The organism is Amycolatopsis sp. M39 (genome assembly GCF_001651785.1).
Taxonomy (GTDB): Bacteria; Actinomycetota; Actinomycetes; order Mycobacteriales; family Pseudonocardiaceae; genus Amycolatopsis; species Amycolatopsis rubida.
Window position 1 is genome coordinate 369,531 of record NZ_LWSF01000001.1, and the last position, 16,834, is coordinate 386,364.

The following is a 16,834-nucleotide window of genomic DNA, read 5'->3' on the forward strand; positions in this document are numbered from 1 at the left end:
GTAATTGGAGGTGGGGCATGCTCGACCCGAAGTGGCTGCTGGCCGCGTTCGGCCCGCTCGGCGTCTTCGCGGTGATGTTCGCCGAGACCGGCCTGCTCGTGGGCTTTTTCCTGCCCGGCGACTCGCTGTTGTTCACCGCGGGGGTGCTGGCAGCCTCGTCGAAGCTGCACCTGCCGCTCGCGGCCGTCATCGTCGCAGCGGCGGCCGGAGCGCTGCTCGGTGCGCAGACCGGGTATGTCCTCGGCCGGCGCGGCGGCGGCGCGCTGCTCGCCCGGGTGCGCAGCAAGCACCTGCACGAGGGCGTCGCGCGCGGATCGGCGCTGCTCACCCGGTACGGACTCGGCAAGGCGGTAGTGCTGGCGCGGTTCATCCCGGTGGTCCGGACCGTGTTGAACCCGCTCGTCGGCATCGCCGGGATGCCCGCCGCGAAGTTCGCGTTGTGGCAGGTGCTCGGCGGTCTGCTGTGGACGGTCGGGGTGACGCTGGCCGGGTACGCGCTGGGAGCGTCGGTGCCCAACATCGACACGTACCTGCTGCCGATCATCGCTGTCGTGGTGCTGCTTTCGCTGAGCCCGCTGCTGGTCGAACTCGTCCGCGCACGCCGGAGCGTGCCGCGATGATCGACGCTGGCTGGTATCGCGATGTCACCGATTTCGCCTGGTCACAGCACTGGCTGGCGGGAATCGCGACGACGTTCAGCGAGTACGGGGTGTTCCTGGTGGTGCCGGTGATCCTCGCGGTGCTCTGGCGGGCGCGGACCAGGGGACCGGCGGCGCTGGCGGCCGCGGCGTGGGTGCCGATCGCGATCGCGGTGGCGCTCGCCGTGGACACCGTGCTGAAGTCGGTGTTCGCCGAGGTCCGGCCGTGCCGCGTGGTTCCGGGGGTGCACACGCTGCTGCCCTGCGACCCGCCGGCTGACTACGCCTTTCCCAGCAACCACACGGTCATCGTCGCCGCGTTCGCGGTGGCGTTGTTGCTGGTCAACCGCAAATGGGGACTCTGGGCGCTCGTTTTCGCGGTGCTGATGGGGATTTCGCGGGTGTACGTCGGGGCGCATTATCCGCACGACGTGCTAGCGGGATTCGTGGTCGGTGCCGGGATCGGGGCACTCGGGCTCGTGGTCGGCGAACGGCTGGCGAAGGTGGCGGTTCGGCTGAGCCTGGCCGGGCACCGATGAGCTCTAAACTGGCTTTGTGCAAAGGGAAACGGGCGTCGCCTTGGTCACCGGCAGTTCGCGCGGGATCGGCCGGGCCATCGCGGAACGACTCGGCGCGGACGGGTTTTCCGTCGCGCTCAACTACCGCTCCGATCAGGACTCGGCCGAGGCCGTCGTCGCCAAGATCCGCGCGGACGGCGGGCGGGCAGTCGCCCTGCGCGCGGACGTCACTGACGACGCCGAGCTACGTGGCCTTTTCGACCGCGCGGAACAGGAATTCGGCGGCCTCGACGTGGTCGTCGCCAACGTGGGGATCGCCCGGTTCGTGCCGCTCGCCGAGGCCTCCGACGAGATCTTCGACCTGATCTTCACCACGAACCTGCGGCCCACCTTCGTGTCCTTGCGCGAGGCGGCCCGGCGAGTGCGCGACGGCGGCCGGATCGTCGTGGTGTCGAGCGGAGTGGTCCAGACGGCCCGGCCCGGCACCGGGATCTACGGTGCCGCGAAAGCAGCCGGAGACCAGTTCGTGCGGGTGCTGGCTAAGGAACTCGGCCCGCGCGGCGTGACGGTGAACAGTGTGCTGCCGGGCGCGGTCCGCACCGACGCGCTCCTCGCCGACGGGCCGCCCGGGGTGGTCGAGTACAGCGCGAGCCAGACGCCGCTCGGCCGGATCGCCGAACCCGGCGACATCGCGGACATCGTGGGGTTCCTGGCCTCGGAGCGGGCCCGCTGGGTCACCGGCCAGACGGTGCACGCGGGCGGCGGGCAGTTCTGACCCGGCGAGTTGTCGAGACGGACAAGGTCGTCTGTGCCGCGTCACTCGGTTACCCCGCCCGAGTGGCGATGCCGGGTGCGCTCGCCCGTCCGTGGTTAGGATGCGCTCGGACGGTCACCGGGCGAGAAGGGGTGCGCGAGCGTGCAAGCGGGGGACCTTGAACCGCCGGGGCCGCAGGCCGTTTCCGCACCGTTGACCAGGGCGGCGATCTTCCTGATGGTCCAGGTCGAGGCCGGTGCCGAGCAGACCGCGAAAGACCTGCTCGCCGACTTGGCCGGGCTGCAGCGCGCGGTCGGTTTCCGTGCCGCCGGGGCCGGGCTGACCTGTGTCGCCGGGATCTCCTCGGCGGCGTGGGACCGGATCTACGGCGGCCCGCGGCCCGCCGAGCTGCACGAGCTGCCGGTTTTCTCCGGCGAGAAGCACACGAGCGTCCGCACCGCCGAGGCCGACCTGCTGTTCCACCTCCGTGCCGAGCGGCTCGACCTGTGCTTCGAGCTGGAATCGCTGATCATGGACCGGCTGCGCGGTTCGGTGAAGGTGCTCGACGAGGTGCAGGGCTTCCGGTACTTCGACGCGCGCGACGTGCTCGGCTTCGTCGACGGCACGGAGAACCCGACCGGCAACGGCGTCAACCAGGCGGTGCTGGTGGACGACGACGAACCGTTCAACCGGGGCAGCTATGTGGTCGTGCAGAAGTATCTGCACGACATGGGGGCGTGGAACGCGCTCACCACCGAACAGCAGGAACTGGTGATCGGACGGCGCAAACTGTCCGATGTGGAGATGTCGGACGAGGAAAAGCCCGCCGACGCGCACATCGCGCTCAACGTGATCACCGACGACGAGGGCAACGAACTCGACATCCTGCGCGACAACATGCCGTTCGGCCGTCCGGGGCACGACGAGTTCGGCACCTATTTCATCGGCTACACCGAATCTCCGGCGGTGATCGAGAAAATGCTGGAGAACATGTTCGTCGGGTCGCCGCCGGGCACCTACGACCGGATTCTCGACTTCTCCACGCCGCACACCGGCGCGCTGTTCTACGTGCCGACCGCGGACTTCCTCGAAGATCCGCCGGACGCCCCGCCCGAGCCGGAACCACCGGCTGCCGCGACGCCCGCCGGGACGTCGCTGGGCATCGGAAGCCTGCGAAGGAGCATTCGGTCATGAACAACCTGCATCGCGAACTCGCCCCGATCTCCGCCGCCGCGTGGGCGGACCTGGAGGAGGAGGCGAAGCGCACCTTCGCCGAGTTCGCCGCGGCGCGCCGAGTGGTCGACGTCGTCGTCACCGATGACCCGGCGCTCGCCGCGATCGGCACCGGACGCCGCGAGCGCGTCGGCGGCAAGTTCGACGGCGTCGCGACGAGCCTGCGCACGGCACAGCGGATCGTGGAGCTGCGGGTGCCGTTCACGGTCTCGCGCGAGGAAGTCGATTCGGTCGAGTGGGGCGCGAAAGACGCGGACTGGCAGCCGGTGAAGGACGCCGCGCAGCAGATCGCGTACGCCGAGGACCGGATCGTGCTCGACGGTTTCGCCGAAGCGGGCATCACCGGGATCCGGCCGGCTTCGTCGTTGTCGCCGATCGCGCTGCCGTCGGAGGCCCCGAGCTATCCGAAGGCGATCGGAGACGCGATCGCCGAACTGCGCGACGCGGGCGTGGCCGGGCCGTACACCGTCCTGCTCAGCGACGACGAGTTCACCGCCGCGTACGAGGCGGCCAACCACGGTTATCCGGTGCTGGAACACCTGAAGCAGATCGTGGACGGCGAACTCATCCGCACGCCCGCGATCAGCGGCGCCTGTGTCCTGTCCACCCGCGGCGGCGACTACGAGCTCCACTTCGGACAGGATCTGTCCATCGGGTACTCCAGCCACGACGCGTCCACTGTGGAGCTGTACTTCTACGAGACGCTGACCTTCCTGGTCAACACCGCCGAAGCGGGGATCGGGCTGACTGCCTGAGGCGTTACCTGATCATGCGGTCTTGTTACGCGGCGCGGACGTTCGCCGAACCCTCCGGGGACACCCGCTCGCGATAGTTGCGGCGTGCTGCGGAACAAGGTCAAACCAGTGTTGCTCGCGCTGCCCGCGGTCGTCGTCGCCGGGTGCTCCGGTCTCCCGGCGCTCGACGGCGATCCAGACCACGACCCGGCTCAGGGCGGCGCCCCGGAAGGCGTCACGCTCACGCCCTTCGACACGAGCTACCCCGCGGTCGGGAATCTCGATCCGGCGCTGCGGAAAGCGTTGCAGGAGGCGGCAACCGACGCTCGTCAGCGCAAAGTGGACATGCACATCGCGTCGGGCTGGCGGACGAAGGAGTATCAGCAGAAGCTGCTCGACGGCGGCATCGAAAAGTACGGCAGCCTGGAAGAGGCGCGGAAGTTCGTGAACACGCCGGAAAAATCGACGCACGTGTCCGGTAAGGCCGTCGATGTCGCCCCCACCCGAGCCGCCGACTGGCTCATCCAGCACGGCGAGAAATACGGTCTGTGCCAGGTGTACGCGAACGAGATGTGGCACTTCGAACTGCTGACCACCCCAGGCGGAACGTGCCCGCCTGCCCGCACGGACGCCGCCGGTTAGCCGTCCGCGCGGGCGGGCCCGGGGTCACGGGGCCCAGTAGTTGCCGGACATCACCAGGTAGACGAGCAGTTTGATGGTCTCGCCGTAGTAGGTGTCGTCGTAGGGGTTGCCCGCCAGGTACTTCCACAGCGAATCGGTCCAGGCCTGGTCGCCCGCGACCATCGCCGCGACCCCGACCGGGTTGGCCGCGACCTCGGACTGGTCACTGGTCTTGGTCGGCGTGCCGTCGAGCTTGGTGTGCGGATAAATCTTGGCCGGGTTACCGCCGGAGTGGCTCTGGTAGCTGGCCGATTCCTTCTTGGCGACCTCGGTCGCGACCTTGCCGCCGTACAGCAGCGCATCGGTGCCCAGGTGCCAAGGCACCCGGACGGAGTTGTAGCCGACGATGTTGTCCGGCTGGTTCTCCAGGTGATCCGCGGGCGCGGGTTTCGGGCTGGTGGTGTTCGCGCCGACCACGAAGTCCGACAGCAGATTCGCGTTCGGCGAGTACTTGGCGGTGAACTGCGTGATCAGCTGCTCGGTGCGGGTGACGACCTTGTTCCAGTCGTGCGCGGTGTCGTACTTCGCGAACGCGCGCAGGTGGTCAAGCATGAAGTCGGAGGGCCGGGTGTCGTCGTCGCCCGCGTCGTCGGCGATCTTGAGATGCCCATCGGAGGCGACGTCGTACTTGTAGATCTTGGCAAGCCAGTCCTTGGCGGCGGAGCGGTAGCCGCCCCACTGCTTGTCCGCGAGAATCAGCCCGTAGCCGACGTCGAGGTCGCCGTCGGTGGCCGAGTCAGGGGTGCCGTCGTCGGCGTACTCGCAGGTCTTGCCGTCGATCACCCACTGGAAGAGCCCCTTGCTGTCCCGGTGGTCCTGGACGAACTTCCACATCCCGGCGAAAATCGTCTTGGCCTGGTCGTCATACCCCGCCATCAACGGGACGATGTTCATCCCGTATCCCTGTGCCTCGGAAACCGTGCCCTTGTTGGGCGCGTCGTCGGTCGCCCAGACGAGGTAACCGCCGCAAGCCTGGCGGAGGTAAGTTTTCTTCCAGGAGTCGTACTGCTTCTTGACCGCGGCGTCCTGCTCGGTCTGACTGACCGAGGGGCGGACACCGGTCTGATAGGTGACGTGCGCCGGAAACGGACGCGCCACGGAAGCCGCGGCAGCGGGCCCAGCGCCAGCCAGCGCAGCAGCAAGCGAGACGGAAGCGGCGGCGAACAACGCCACCTTCCGGGAAGCGGGCATTTTCGGAGTCTCCTTGTTAGTAAACTTTCCTAACTAGGCGGCGTGAGAAGAGCCTGCTGTACCGGGTGTTTGGTGTCAAGATGTCCGGCCTCGAAGTCCAAGGTGAACCGGTTCCGTAGCGGTACGTGAGGGTCACCCTCACGGCCCCTGATTCCCTGAGGGTTCCCCTCACGACCAGCGACGGGTCCCTCTGCGGACAGCCCGCGCGCCCGCTGGCCCCACTCGCGAAACCGCAGCCAACGCACCCAGTGAACGGTGCACCCACACCGCCCCCGCACCCCGATACGAAGCCAAAATGCGGTCTGAGGGTGCTTGTCAAGGCATCTTTCCCGCCTTGACAAGCACCCTCAAACCGTCAGCACAATCAAGCTTCGGGGTGCCCCACCGCGCGACCGACCCGCGATGTGCGAAGCACGAGCCGTCCAAAACGCCCCAGCGTTCCCAGCCCCACCGGCGCTCCCATGGGATCATCACCCCCGGCAACACCCCCAGGACCAGGGAGCCAGCATGACCACCGGCCGTCCGGCCCGTACCGAACTCAACAGCGGCATCCTCCCCGGCAACGTCCGGGCCGACGACTGGATCATGCTCGCCCTGGCGGTCGTCTCCACCGGAATGCTGGCCTGGCTCCTCATCAGCCCGCCCCCGTCGGACATCAGCCACTGGTTCTTCCTCGCGGACTGCGTCATCTGCGGCATCTTCTTCCTGGAACTCCTCCACCGCTGGCGCAAACAAGGCTGGCGCGCCGCCTTCCTGGCCCGCACCTGGTACGAAGTCTTCGCGATGATCCCCGTCGCCCACCCGGACTTCACCGCGAACCATCACGTCCTCGGCGTGATCCTCCTGATCATCCGGCTGGGAAGGGCCGCCGACCGCGCCGTGGGGGAGCAGTTCACCTACCGCCTGGTGGACAAGCTCTCCGAACCCATCGTCCGCGCCATCAAAAAACCGGTGACCATCGCCGTCCTGGACGAGGTGGTCAAGGTTCTCGAAACCGGAAACTACCCGGAGAACCTCGCCAAATCCCTCAACGAGAACAAGACCGAACTGCGCGCCATCATCACCGAAAAGATCTCCGAAGACCCGCAGCTGGGCAGACTGCGCAGGCTGCCGTTCCACGACGAGATCGTCCGCGCCACCGTGGACACGTCCTTCCGGGTCCTGCTGGAAGTCCTTCTGGACCCGCGGATCGACGACTTCTTCTCCTCCGTCGTGCGCGACAACCGCGAGCAGATCCGCCGTGCGGTCTCGCTCGGGCTGGCCGATGTGGACGACTCCCCGGACGAGCAGCTCCTGCGCGCCCGCACCCAGCGCACTGCCGCGCACGAGTACGACGCGAATCATCCGCGACGTTGATCATCCATTGTGGACGTATCTACGGTATGCCGTCGGGTGCACACTCTCCGTTGCGGCACAGGAGATTCACAGCTGACGCCGGGCGGCGAAGGCGTCAACCGCTGAAAGAGTGCACTGTGGTCGCGCGGCACGCGCGCAGGTGGCTGGAGTAGGGTGAGATCTCCCGTTCCGTTGCTGCACAAGGGTTGTGTTGGCGCGAGTACGGGGCGTTCCCGGCGGAGCCGAGGCAGACTGGAGCCGGCGGGGAGGTTGAGCGCGGTTTGGAGTCGTGGACGTGATTGATAGCGGGCAGCAGGTACGCAGGTGTCGCAGGCGGGACTGCACGGAGGATTCCTTGTGGCGCGGACTGTGTTCCGTGCACTGGAACCGCTGGCAGAGCGGCGCGGACGCACTCGAGCTTCCAGACGACGACGTTCCCCCGCCGCCCGCGCAGGTCTGGTGGCCGCCGGAGCGTTCGCACGCGCCGCTGAGCAGCCGGGTGCCGGGCTCGTAGCAGTCTCCGGCGCGCGGCGAACACGGTCGGCGCGCGCCTGGTTACCTCACGCCACCGGAATCTGTTCCCGGGCCCGCGCGGATCCGGGAGCAAACGGCTTACCGGCGCGAACGCGGGATGTGCGGCTCGCCTGGTGCGGCGAGCATCCGCACCAGCCTGGCCCGCGCCACTCGGTAGAGCAGGTCGCCGTGCTCGTCCGGGACGACCCTGCCGTCGAGGTCCCGTCCGGCCGCCCGCACCACCACCTTGACCGCCTCGGCGGGCACCCGGCCCGCGAATTCCCCGGCCAGCCACGTGGTGACCTCGTCGGTCACCCGGCTCCGCACCGTCATCGGACACTCCAGTCTCCGCTCGCGGGGCCGTTCGGGGCAGCCCCGGCACTGGTCCGACGGCCGCGCCCGGACCCCGTGACGCGAAACCCGAAGAGAAAGTCTTTCCCGGCGGTGCGGGTGAACCCGGGAGTAGGTCACCGCACCGCGTTACGGGCGATCACCTCCGCATACCACCGCGCGCTGCGCTGCTGGGTGTGGAAGTCCACGTGCACCAGGCCGAAGCGCTTCGCGTACCCCTCTGCCCATTCGAAATTGTCCAGCAGCGACCAGTAGAAATACCCGCGGAGATCAACGCCGTGGGTCAGTGCGTCGTGCGTGGCTCGCAGATGCGCGTCGAGGAAGGCGATGCGGTCGTCGTCGGATACCTCGCCGTCGCGGATCGGGTCCGGATACGCGACGCCGTTTTCGGTGACGTACAACGGCATCGGCGGATAGTCCCGATGCACTTGCCGCAGCGATTCGGTCAGCCCGCCGGGACGCACCTGCTTCCCGGCCGCGCCGAACCGGCCACCCGGTAGCCGCGGTAGTAGTTCACGCCCAGCCAGTCGATCGGCTTGCCGAGCACCGCCTCGTCGCCGTCGCGCACCACGGCGTCGGAGCCGAACCGCGCCAGGTCCTCGCGCAGGTCAGCGGGATAACCGCCGCGCAGCAGCGGGTCGAGGAACAACCGGTTCTGGAGTCCGTCGATCCGGCGGGCGGCATCGGCGTCGGCGTCGTCCGGCGAGTCCGCGACGACCGGGTACAGGTTCAGCGTGATCCCGGACGGGCTGCTCGTGTGCTGCCGGAGCGCGTCCATCGCCAGTCCGTGTCCCAGCAGCAGGTGATGCGCCGCCGCCACGGCGCCTTCCGGCGAGGTCCGGCCGGGCGCGTGGACGCCCGAGCCGCAGCCGAGCATCGCCGCGCACCACGGTTCGTTCAGCGTCGACCAGCTTGCCACGCGGTCGCCGAGCCGGGCCGCGATGGTCTGGGCGTATTCGGCGAACCGATACGCGGTGTCGCGCGCGGTCCAGCCGCCGCGATCCTCCAGTGACTGCGGGAGATCCCAGTGATACAGCGTCGCCCACGGCTGGATGCCCGCGCCCACGAGCCGGTCGTAGAAGTCCATTCCGCGCGGCTCCGGCTTGCCGTGCGGCAGGATTCGCGGCCAGGAAAGGGAAAACCGGTAGGCGGTGAGCCCGAGCGAACGCATCAGCGCTACGTCGTCGGCGTAGCGGCGGTAGTGGTCGGCCGCCGGGTCGCCGGTGTCGCCTCGGGCCACCGCGCCCGGGCGCGGCGAAGGTATCCCAGACGGACGTCTCGCGTCCATCCACTGTGGTCGAGCCTTCGACCTGGAAGGCCGCCGTGGCGGCGCCCCAGCCGAACGCGTCCGGGAACGCGAGCACCTCGGGGATCGGCTGTGCGGACATGGTCACCCTTTCACGGCGCCTTGCATGATCCCGGCCACGATCTGGCGGCCGAGCAGGAGGAAGACGATGAGGATCGGAATCGTGGCCAGCGTGGTGCCCGCGAGCACCCGTGAATAGTCGACGTAGTAACCGCTTTGCGGTTTCTCCGGTGCCACCCGCACGGTCGGACTGCCCGCGTCGAGCACCACCAGCGGCCGGGCGGACCGCGGGCAGGCACACATTCCAGAAGACCCGGATCATGCTGCATCCGTCGACGCGCGCGGCCTCGATCAGTTCGTACGGCAAAGCGTCCACTGTGTACTGTCGCATCCAGAACACGCCGAACGCGGTGACCGGGTTCGGCACGATCACCGACTGCAGCCCGCCCGCCCAGCCGAGCTTCGACACCGCGAGCGTCACCACGATGAACACGAACAAACCGTTGCGGCCGCGGAAGCGCAGTTTGGCGAAGGCGAACCCGGCCAGCGACGAGAACAGCACCGTGGTGAGTGTGACCGTGCCGTTGTCGGACGCCGGACGCGAGGTGCCCGGCGACGTCGCGGTGGTCAGCTTCGACGACAACGCGGCGCTGGCACCGGCCATGACGCCGCCGTTGACCTCGGTGCACCAGGATCCGCGCGAACAGGTCCACGCGATGGTCTCGACGCTGATGCGGCTGCTGGACGGCGAGGACGTCACGCCGGGCGCGCAGGTCCTGCCGGTGTCGCTGGTCGTGCGCGAGTCCAGCTAGCCCGGCTGGTCCGGGACCCCTCCCAGCCGGGTCGCCCTACCTTCCCGGGCATGGGAGCGAACGAGGGGCGCGGCCGGACCGCCGCGGCGCGGGTGCGGGAGGTGTCGACCCCCGAGCTGTACCGGCGCAACCCGTTCCGGATCGTCGGGCTCACCGCGGCCGCGACGCGGCGCGAGGTGCGGGAGCGGCGACTTCGAGTCCTGGGGGTGCTCGAAGTCGGCGGCGCGGTGCCGGACGGGGTGCCCGCGGACGCGACCGTCGACGAGGTGCGGGCGGCTTTCGACGCGCTCGGCAACACCGAGCACCGGCTCGTCGACGAGGTCTTCTGGACCTGGGGCATGCCCGCCGACTGCGAATGCCCGCTCCCGCTCCACCGCGCACACGACAACGCGGTCGCCGCCTACGCGGCAGCCCTCGATGCGGAAGCCGACCGCACCGACGACCACCCCACTCCCTTGTGGACCGAAGCGGCTCGCTGCTGGACGGCGGTCCTGCGCAGCGAATCCTTCTGGCGGCATCTGAACCACCGCGTCGAGAAGCTGGGTGACCGGCGGCTCGACGAATCCACTGTGGACGGGCTGCGGACGGCGTTGCCGGACGCATTGCTCGCACCGTTGATCGAAGTAGCCACGCGCTCGGCTGAGCCGCGGCGGTTCACCGGCTACCTTGCGTTGTTCGGAGCTGATCGGCACGCGGTCGAGGACGCGCGGGCGGCTATCGCGGACGGGACGTACCGGCGGGTCGAGGCGTTGCTCAAAGAGCTTCGGGGAGACCTGGACGGAAATCGGGTTCAGGCGGCCGCGGAACGAGCTATCGAAGAGACCGCACCGCTGCTCGACCGGCTCGAAGAGGTGGTTCCGCGGGCGGAATTCCGCCGGACCGCGTCGCTTTCGGAGTCGATCGCGGTGGTGGCGAACAACATCGGGGTCGCGCTCGCGGAGGTGCGCGGCGGGCCCGCGAGCCTGATCCGGGAGGTGTTCGCGGTCGCTCGTCGCTGCAGCCGCGACCCGGAGACCCTGGAAGCCGTGGCGCGCAACGAGGTCGCTGCCACGGCCGACGTCCCGGCTGCTCCGCCGGGGCGGGAACCGTCGGCGGCTCGGATCTTCGGTGCGTTGCTGCACGCGGTCGCGGCGACGATGTTCCTCGCGTTCAAACTTCCGGAGGAAGTGTTTCCGGCGGTCATGTTTCTCGGAGCGGCGCCAGCAGCGCTGACGAATTGCGTGGTGGCGGCCCGGCCGTGGACCACACCGGGGCGGTACCCGGCTTTGCTGGGGCTGGACTTCGTGGTTTACCTCGCGCTCAGTCCAGTCGAGCTGCCGTATGGGGTGGCTATTGCCGTGGCGGCGGCGTTGTTGTACGTCGCCCCGTTCGTTCGGGTGCGGAGGAGCTTGTGATGCGAAACCGGCGAGGCGAACAAGCGCGGCAACGCAAGCAGCACAAGGAATTCCGGATCGCCGAACCTGGCCTTCAGCCAGAAGAACGCGCTCGGCTGCGGGAAGTGCTCGAACAGCTCTCCGCGGTATTGACTGCTAAGGACGACGCGCCGCCACTGTCCGAATCGGACTTGGCGGAGGCGGCGACGGCGTTGTGGCGGGCGCGGCGGAAGCTCGCCGGGGCTGAGGACCGCGCGGCGCGGCAGGCGGGCCGGTTCCTCAGCGCGAGCCAGGACGCGCTCGACGCGGCGGGGGTGCTGGTGCAGGACCACGACCGGATCCCGTTCGGCTCCGGGATGGCGCTCGAGGTGCTGTTGTTCCAGGACGAACCGGACCTGGACGTCGAGCGGGTGGTGGAGACCGTGCGGCCGTCGATTTATCTGACCGGCCGCCGGATCCAGATGGGACAGGTCATCGTCGGGCGCCCGGCCGCCCGGGGGAACGGGGAAGCGGATGCGTGACACGATCGATTTCGGGATCGACCTCGGCACCACGAACAGCGCGATCGCGGTGCTCGACGACGGTGCGGTGTCGGTGCTCAAGAACAACCTGCAGATGGATTACACGCCCTCCGCGGTCTGGTGCCGCAGGCGCGGCGTGATCGAGGTCGGGGCGGGGGCACGACGCAGGCTCGAAGACGACCCGGACAGTGTGCAGGTCGAATTCAAGCAGTCGATGGGATTGCCGGACGCGCGGCGGGAATTCCCGAAGGCCGGGGTCAGCATGACGCCGGTGGAACTGTCCGCGGAAGTGCTGCGGTCGCTGCGCGGTTCCGTCGCTCCGCGGGAAATGCCGGACGCGGCGGTGATCACCGTGCCCGCGGCGTTCCTGCTCAACCAGACCGAGGCGACCCAGGAAGCGGCGAAACTGGCCGGGTTCACCGGGAATTGCCCGCTGCTGCAGGAACCGACCGCGGCGGCGTTCGCGTTCGGCTTCCAGAACGAAAGCAAGGGCGCGCACTGGATGGTGTTCGACTTCGGCGGCGGTACGTTCGACTCCGCGGTGGTCAGCACTGCCGAGGGGGAATTGAGCGTGCTGCACCACGCCGGCGACACCCACCTCGGCGGACGCAACATCGACCACGCGGTGCTGGACCAGGTGCTGGCTCCGGAGGTGGTGCGACAGCTCGGGCTCACCGATTTCCGCCGGGACAATCCGCGCTGGCGACGGAACTTCGTGCGGCTGCGCAGTACCGCCGAAACCGCGAAAATCCAGCTCTCCCAGGCAGAACAGACTCAGGTGCTGCTCGACCTCGACCGGGGCGACGGGCAGGAGGAGATGTTCGAGTACACCCTGCGCCGCGAGGAGGTCGACCAGGTGGCGCGGCCGTTCTATCTCCGTGCCGTGCAGCTGTGCCGGACCGCGCTGGAGTCGGCAAACCTGCGTCCGGCGGACATCGACCGCTTGCTGCTGGTCGGCGGCCCGACCCTCGCGCCAGGGCTGCGCGAGCTGCTGGCCGATCCGTCGGCCGGGCTCGGCATTCCGCTCGACCACAGCCAGGACCCGAGCACGGTGGTAGCGCGCGGTGCCGCCGCATACGCCGGAACTGTGGCGCGCCCGCGGACGGTACGTCCGGCGAAACGCGGCGAGTACTCGCTGGAACTGTCCTATCCGGCCACCACCAGCCTGCCGAGCGTGCCGGTGTCCGGCCGTTGCTCGACGGACGGTTCGGCCGGCTGGGCGCGGTTCCGGATCGCGCTCAGCGCGCCGCAGCGCCAGCCGGTCTACCGGACGTCCGAGGTTTCGCTTTCCGCCGACGGCACGTTCACCGTCGACACGGTGCTCGACGAGCTGAGCACGAACCGGTTCGAGATCGAGCTGCTCGATCCGGCTGGCACCCGCGTTCCGGTGCGGCCGGACTCGCTCACGATCACCCACCAGCTCAACGAAATGATGGGCCAGACGGTGGTCAACACGGTCGGCCTGACCGAGGCCGATGGGTCGTTCACTCCGATGCTGATGAAGAACGCGCCGCTGCCGGCGGCGAAACGGCAGACGTTCTTCACCACGGCGACGCTGCTGCGAGGCAACACGTCCTCGGTGATCCGGATTCCGGTCGCGGAAGGCGAACGCCGCCGCGGCGAGCGGAACCAGCAGGTGGGCGTCATCGAGATCCGCGCCAAGGACGTGCGGTTCGACCTGCCGCGCGGCAGCGAGGTCGTGATGACTTTCGAGATGGACGATTCGCGGCAGGTGTCCGTGGTGGCGGAGGTTCCGTTGCTGGACAACGAGTTCGAGGCGGTTATCGATCTCAAACAACAGCAGGTGCCGGATCCGCAGACCCTGCGGCGGCTGCTGAACGAGCTGGAAGCGCGGCACGAGCAGGTGCGGACGCAGGTCGAGGGGACGCGGTCGGACCGGGCGCGCGGGCTGCTGAACCGGCTGGACGAACAGGGCAGCGTCGCGGCCGTCCGCGACGAGGTGCGCTCCGGGGGAGCCGACGAGGGGGCCGCGGTCGCCGCGGAACGGCGGATGCGCGACGTGCAGGCGGATCTCGACGACATCGAGGCGGAGCTGCGCGTTCCCGAGGTGCTGGAACGGCTGCGGGACCAGATCGAGCACTGCCGCGAGCTGGTCGACCGGGTCGGCGCGGACGAGGACCGGACCGAGCTGGCCGGGATCGAGCGCCGGTACGCGGCCATCGCCGAATCACCCGACGTCGAGGCGGGCGAGCGGCTGTCGGATCGGGTGCTGGACCTGCAAGTGCTGTTGCTGCGCCGGGACGGTTCGCTGGACCTGGAGGTGTTCAACGCGCTGCGGGCCGCGCGCGACACGATGTCCGACCCGGCCCGCGCGCGGGAGTTGATCCGCGAGGGCGAGCACGTGGTCGCGACGTCGAACTGGGCGGCGCTGCCGGACGTCAACCGCCGGTTGCGCCGGCTGCTCCCGGACGACCGGCCAGGTCAGCCGGGCGGCGGGATTCTGCGCGGGGAGCGGGAATGAGCGGGCTTTCGCAGGCGCTGGAGCGGGAACTCGTCCTCGCCGAAGGAGCTGACCTCGCCCGGCGCGGCGGCTACGAGGCGGCCGCCGCGCTTCTGGAACCGGATTCGGCCGGTGATCCCGCGCGGCTCGATCTGCTCGCTCGCGTGCACGCGCAGTCCGGCGATCTCGCGGCGGCGGACGCGGCGTGGGCAGCTGTCTTGGCTTTGCGGCCGGGCGATTCCGCCGCGGAGGCGGGACGTCGAGTGATCGCGAAAGTCCACTCTGGACGATTGCGGCGGCGACCGGTTCGCCGGTATCTGCTGACTGCCGGTGCGGTGGTGGTGCTCGGCGCTGCGATCGCGGGCGGGGTGGTGCTGACTGCGCGACAGTCGCCGCCACCTCCCGTCGCTACGGTGGCCAAGTCGGACGGCGGTCTCCGCGCAGAGCTGGATCGTCTCCACGGCGAGGAATCCCGCGATGCCACCGCCGCGAAGGAACGGCAGGAAAAGCTGAAGCAGCTGGCGAAGACGTTGGCGGCACCAGGTGTGTCCGCAAAGGCCGGTTCCGACGCGGTCATCGTCAGTTTCGACCGCAGCCTGTTCAGTCCTAATGCGACAACTCCGAACGAAGCCGGGCGAACTGCGTTGACGGACTGGGCTCGTGTCCTCAAGGGACAGTCCATTCGCATCACCGTGATCGGCCACGGCGTCGCTGTCCCCGGCGGACCGGCGAGCGGCGGTTCGACGGTCTCCTTGGCTCGCGCGTCCGCTGCGGCCCGAGTGCTGGCCGCGGAGAGCGGATTGCCGCTGACCGCGTTCGCTGTCTCCAGCGCGGACCAAGGCGCGGACTCGGCCCGGACGGTCACGCTCGAAGTGCGACCGACCGGCGCATGAACGCCACGTAGAGCGCGCCGGGCACAATCAGTCCGAGCAGCCACGAGATGTCCGCGCCGCCGAGCAGCGGGGCGATCGGGCCGACGAAAATACCTTCGACGTTGGCGAACGGGATCTGCACCGCGATGCCGAGCACGTACGCGGCCAGCGCGGGCCAGGCCCAGCGACCGTAGCGGCCGTCCGGGTCGTAGAGCGCGTCGAGGTCGTACTTCTCCTTGCGCAGCAGATAGAAGTCGACCAGGTTGATCGAGCTCCACGGCGTGAGGAAGTACAGCAGGAAGTCGAGGAACAACACGAAGTTCGACAGGAATTGCCCGCGGCCGAGGATGGCGATGACCGCGCCGACCACGCCGACGCCCGCGATGTAGCCGATCCGCGTCGCCTGGGAGAGCGCCGCGCGGCGACCGAAACCGGTCAGCGCGGTCGCGACGGTCATGTAGCCGCCGTAGATGTTCAGCACGTTCACCGTGAACTTGCCGAGCGCGATGGCCAGCAGCAGCGGGATGAGCAGCGCCTCGCCGCCGAGGCCGACGACGTACGCGACTTCGTGGCCCTTGAACGCCTTCCCGGCAATGGCGTAGGCGAGCGCACCGAACGACATCGCCCACACCGCGCCGAGCACCGTGCCGCCATAGGTCCACCAGAACGTCGCGCGCACCGACGTCGCCGAGGGCAGGTAGCGCGAGGTGTCGGCGACGTACGGGCCGAAGGTGAGCTGCCACGACGCAGTCAGGGAGACCGCGAGCAGGAACTTCGGGAAGTCCAGGTGCGGCGCGGCGAACACGGTGCCGAGGTCGTGCCCGCTGATCAGGCGAATCGTCAGGTAGAGGAAGACGACTACGGACAATGCGGACGCGATCCAGCCGAACCGGTGAATCAGCCGGTATCCGATGATCGCGAGCAGCGCCGAGGCGAGTGCGTAGACCGCGATCGCGACGTCCGTCGGCAGGTGGGTGATCTGGGCGACCGCCTGGCCGCCGAGCAGCGAACCGCTCGCGAAGTAGCCGAGGTACATCACCACGACCAGCACCAGCGGGAGCGCCGCGCCGTACACGCCGAACTGCGCGCGCGACTGGATCATCTGCGGAATGCCGAGCTTCGGACCCTGCGCGGCGTGCAGTGCCATCGGAATGCCGCCGAGCGCGTTGCCGGCCACGACCGCGACGATCGCCCACAGCGGATGCACGCCGACCAGCACGGTCAGCGCGCCGGTGACCGCCGACGTGATCTGCGTGTTCGCGGCGAACCACAGGGTGAAGAGACTGCGCGGGTGCCCGTGCCGCTCGGACTCCGGCACCGGGTCGATCGAGCGTCGCTCCAGCGTGGCCGCCACGTGCTCCTCCTGCGGTTCTTCGGTGAATGCGCTGGACGAACTCAACGTCAGCACGGCCCTTTCGGCCAAGTAGCCGCCGGCCGATTCTGTCTCGGATCCCAGACCCTGACTAGCTGTCAGCGCCTGGCAGCGCACTGCCAGCGGAGTGTGCGGCCGGTGCCAGCGATGCCAGCCACTCTTCAGACAT

The 16,834-nt window shown here is 69.0% G+C and carries 14 protein-coding genes and 3 pseudogenes; 12 read left to right on the forward strand and 5 right to left on the reverse strand.

Annotated elements, in window-relative coordinates:
• The first annotated feature begins 17 nt into the window (after positions 1–17).
• The 6 genes from A4R44_RS01845 (at position 18) to A4R44_RS01870 (ending at position 4,519) form a co-directional block, all read left to right on the forward strand.
• The gene (locus tag A4R44_RS01845; RefSeq protein WP_067575778.1) at positions 18–620 is read left to right on the forward strand and encodes a DedA family protein; all 603 of its coding nucleotides are present in this window, start codon (positions 18–20) and stop codon (positions 618–620) included.
• Positions 617–1,177 (forward strand): phosphatase PAP2 family protein, encoded by a 561-nt coding sequence (locus tag A4R44_RS01850; RefSeq protein ID WP_067575781.1) that lies wholly within the window; start codon positions 617–619, stop codon positions 1,175–1,177. Before A4R44_RS01845 ends, A4R44_RS01850 begins: the two co-directional genes overlap by 4 nt.
• 16 nt (positions 1,178–1,193) lie before the next feature.
• Entirely contained in the window at positions 1,194–1,931 is a 738-nt protein-coding gene (locus A4R44_RS01855; RefSeq protein ID WP_067575783.1) for an SDR family oxidoreductase, read from the forward strand.
• A gap of 141 nt (positions 1,932–2,072) precedes the next feature.
• Positions 2,073–3,104, forward strand: a complete 1,032-nt coding sequence (locus A4R44_RS01860) for a Dyp-type peroxidase (protein WP_067575785.1) — start codon at positions 2,073–2,075, stop codon at positions 3,102–3,104.
• Entirely contained in the window at positions 3,101–3,898 is a 798-nt protein-coding gene (locus A4R44_RS01865) for a family 1 encapsulin nanocompartment shell protein (protein WP_067575787.1), read from the forward strand. Before A4R44_RS01860 ends, A4R44_RS01865 begins: the two co-directional genes overlap by 4 nt.
• An 84-nt stretch (positions 3,899–3,982) precedes the next feature.
• The gene (locus A4R44_RS01870; RefSeq protein WP_067575788.1) at positions 3,983–4,519 is read left to right on the forward strand and encodes a M15 family metallopeptidase; all 537 of its coding nucleotides are present in this window, start codon (positions 3,983–3,985) and stop codon (positions 4,517–4,519) included.
• Between the two features lie 24 nt (positions 4,520–4,543).
• On the opposite strand, the gene A4R44_RS01875 is transcribed toward A4R44_RS01870, so the two are convergent.
• Positions 4,544–5,749 carry a glycosyl hydrolase family 8 gene (locus A4R44_RS01875; RefSeq protein ID WP_067575790.1) on the reverse strand — a complete coding sequence of 402 codons (1,206 nt, stop codon included), beginning with the start codon at positions 5,747–5,749 and terminating at the stop codon, positions 4,544–4,546.
• A 507-nt stretch (positions 5,750–6,256) separates the two neighbouring features.
• Between A4R44_RS01875 and A4R44_RS01880 the strand changes: the two genes are divergently transcribed.
• A complete protein-coding gene (locus A4R44_RS01880; RefSeq protein WP_067575792.1) occupies positions 6,257–7,105 on the forward strand; it encodes an ion transporter in 849 nt (282 codons plus the stop codon).
• A gap of 591 nt (positions 7,106–7,696) precedes the next feature.
• Here A4R44_RS01880 and A4R44_RS01890 read toward each other — a convergent pair.
• The 3 genes and pseudogenes from A4R44_RS01890 to A4R44_RS01900 form a co-directional block, all read right to left on the reverse strand.
• Positions 7,697–7,930, reverse strand: coding sequence for a hypothetical protein (locus A4R44_RS01890; protein ID WP_067575794.1), 234 nt, complete (start codon positions 7,928–7,930; stop codon positions 7,697–7,699).
• 134 nt (positions 7,931–8,064) lie between these two features.
• A pseudogene (locus A4R44_RS01895) lies at positions 8,065–9,336 on the reverse strand (GH1 family beta-glucosidase).
• Positions 9,337–9,338: 2 nt separating this feature from the next.
• Positions 9,339–9,840: pseudogene (locus A4R44_RS01900) on the reverse strand (carbohydrate ABC transporter permease); the annotation flags it as partial.
• Between A4R44_RS01900 and A4R44_RS01905 the strand changes: the two are divergent.
• From A4R44_RS01905 to A4R44_RS01925, 5 genes and pseudogenes are all read left to right on the forward strand, one after another.
• Positions 9,839–10,066, forward strand: a pseudogene (locus A4R44_RS01905) (substrate-binding domain-containing protein); the annotation flags it as partial. The pseudogenes A4R44_RS01900 and A4R44_RS01905 sit on opposite strands and share 2 nt — an antisense overlap.
• A 50-nt stretch (positions 10,067–10,116) precedes the next feature.
• Complete coding sequence (locus A4R44_RS01910; RefSeq protein ID WP_067575799.1) at positions 10,117–11,460, forward strand: hypothetical protein; 1,344 nt, start codon at positions 10,117–10,119, stop codon at positions 11,458–11,460.
• Positions 11,460–11,960: a hypothetical protein gene (locus tag A4R44_RS01915; RefSeq protein ID WP_067575801.1), complete on the forward strand. Its 501-nt coding sequence runs from the start codon at positions 11,460–11,462 to the stop codon at positions 11,958–11,960. The genes A4R44_RS01910 and A4R44_RS01915 overlap by 1 nt, the downstream gene beginning before the upstream one ends.
• A complete protein-coding gene (locus A4R44_RS01920; protein ID WP_067575803.1) occupies positions 11,953–14,442 on the forward strand; it encodes an Hsp70 family protein in 2,490 nt (829 codons plus the stop codon). The genes A4R44_RS01915 and A4R44_RS01920 overlap by 8 nt, the downstream gene beginning before the upstream one ends.
• The gene (locus tag A4R44_RS01925) at positions 14,439–15,314 is read left to right on the forward strand and encodes an OmpA family protein (RefSeq protein WP_067575805.1); all 876 of its coding nucleotides are present in this window, start codon (positions 14,439–14,441) and stop codon (positions 15,312–15,314) included. The genes A4R44_RS01920 and A4R44_RS01925 overlap by 4 nt, the downstream gene beginning before the upstream one ends.
• Here A4R44_RS01925 and A4R44_RS01930 read toward each other — a convergent pair.
• Positions 15,283–16,647, reverse strand: coding sequence for a cytosine permease (locus A4R44_RS01930; RefSeq protein WP_067576526.1), 1,365 nt, complete (start codon positions 16,645–16,647; stop codon positions 15,283–15,285). The two genes, A4R44_RS01925 and A4R44_RS01930, sit on opposite strands and share 32 nt — an antisense overlap.
• Positions 16,648–16,834 lie beyond the last annotated feature (187 nt).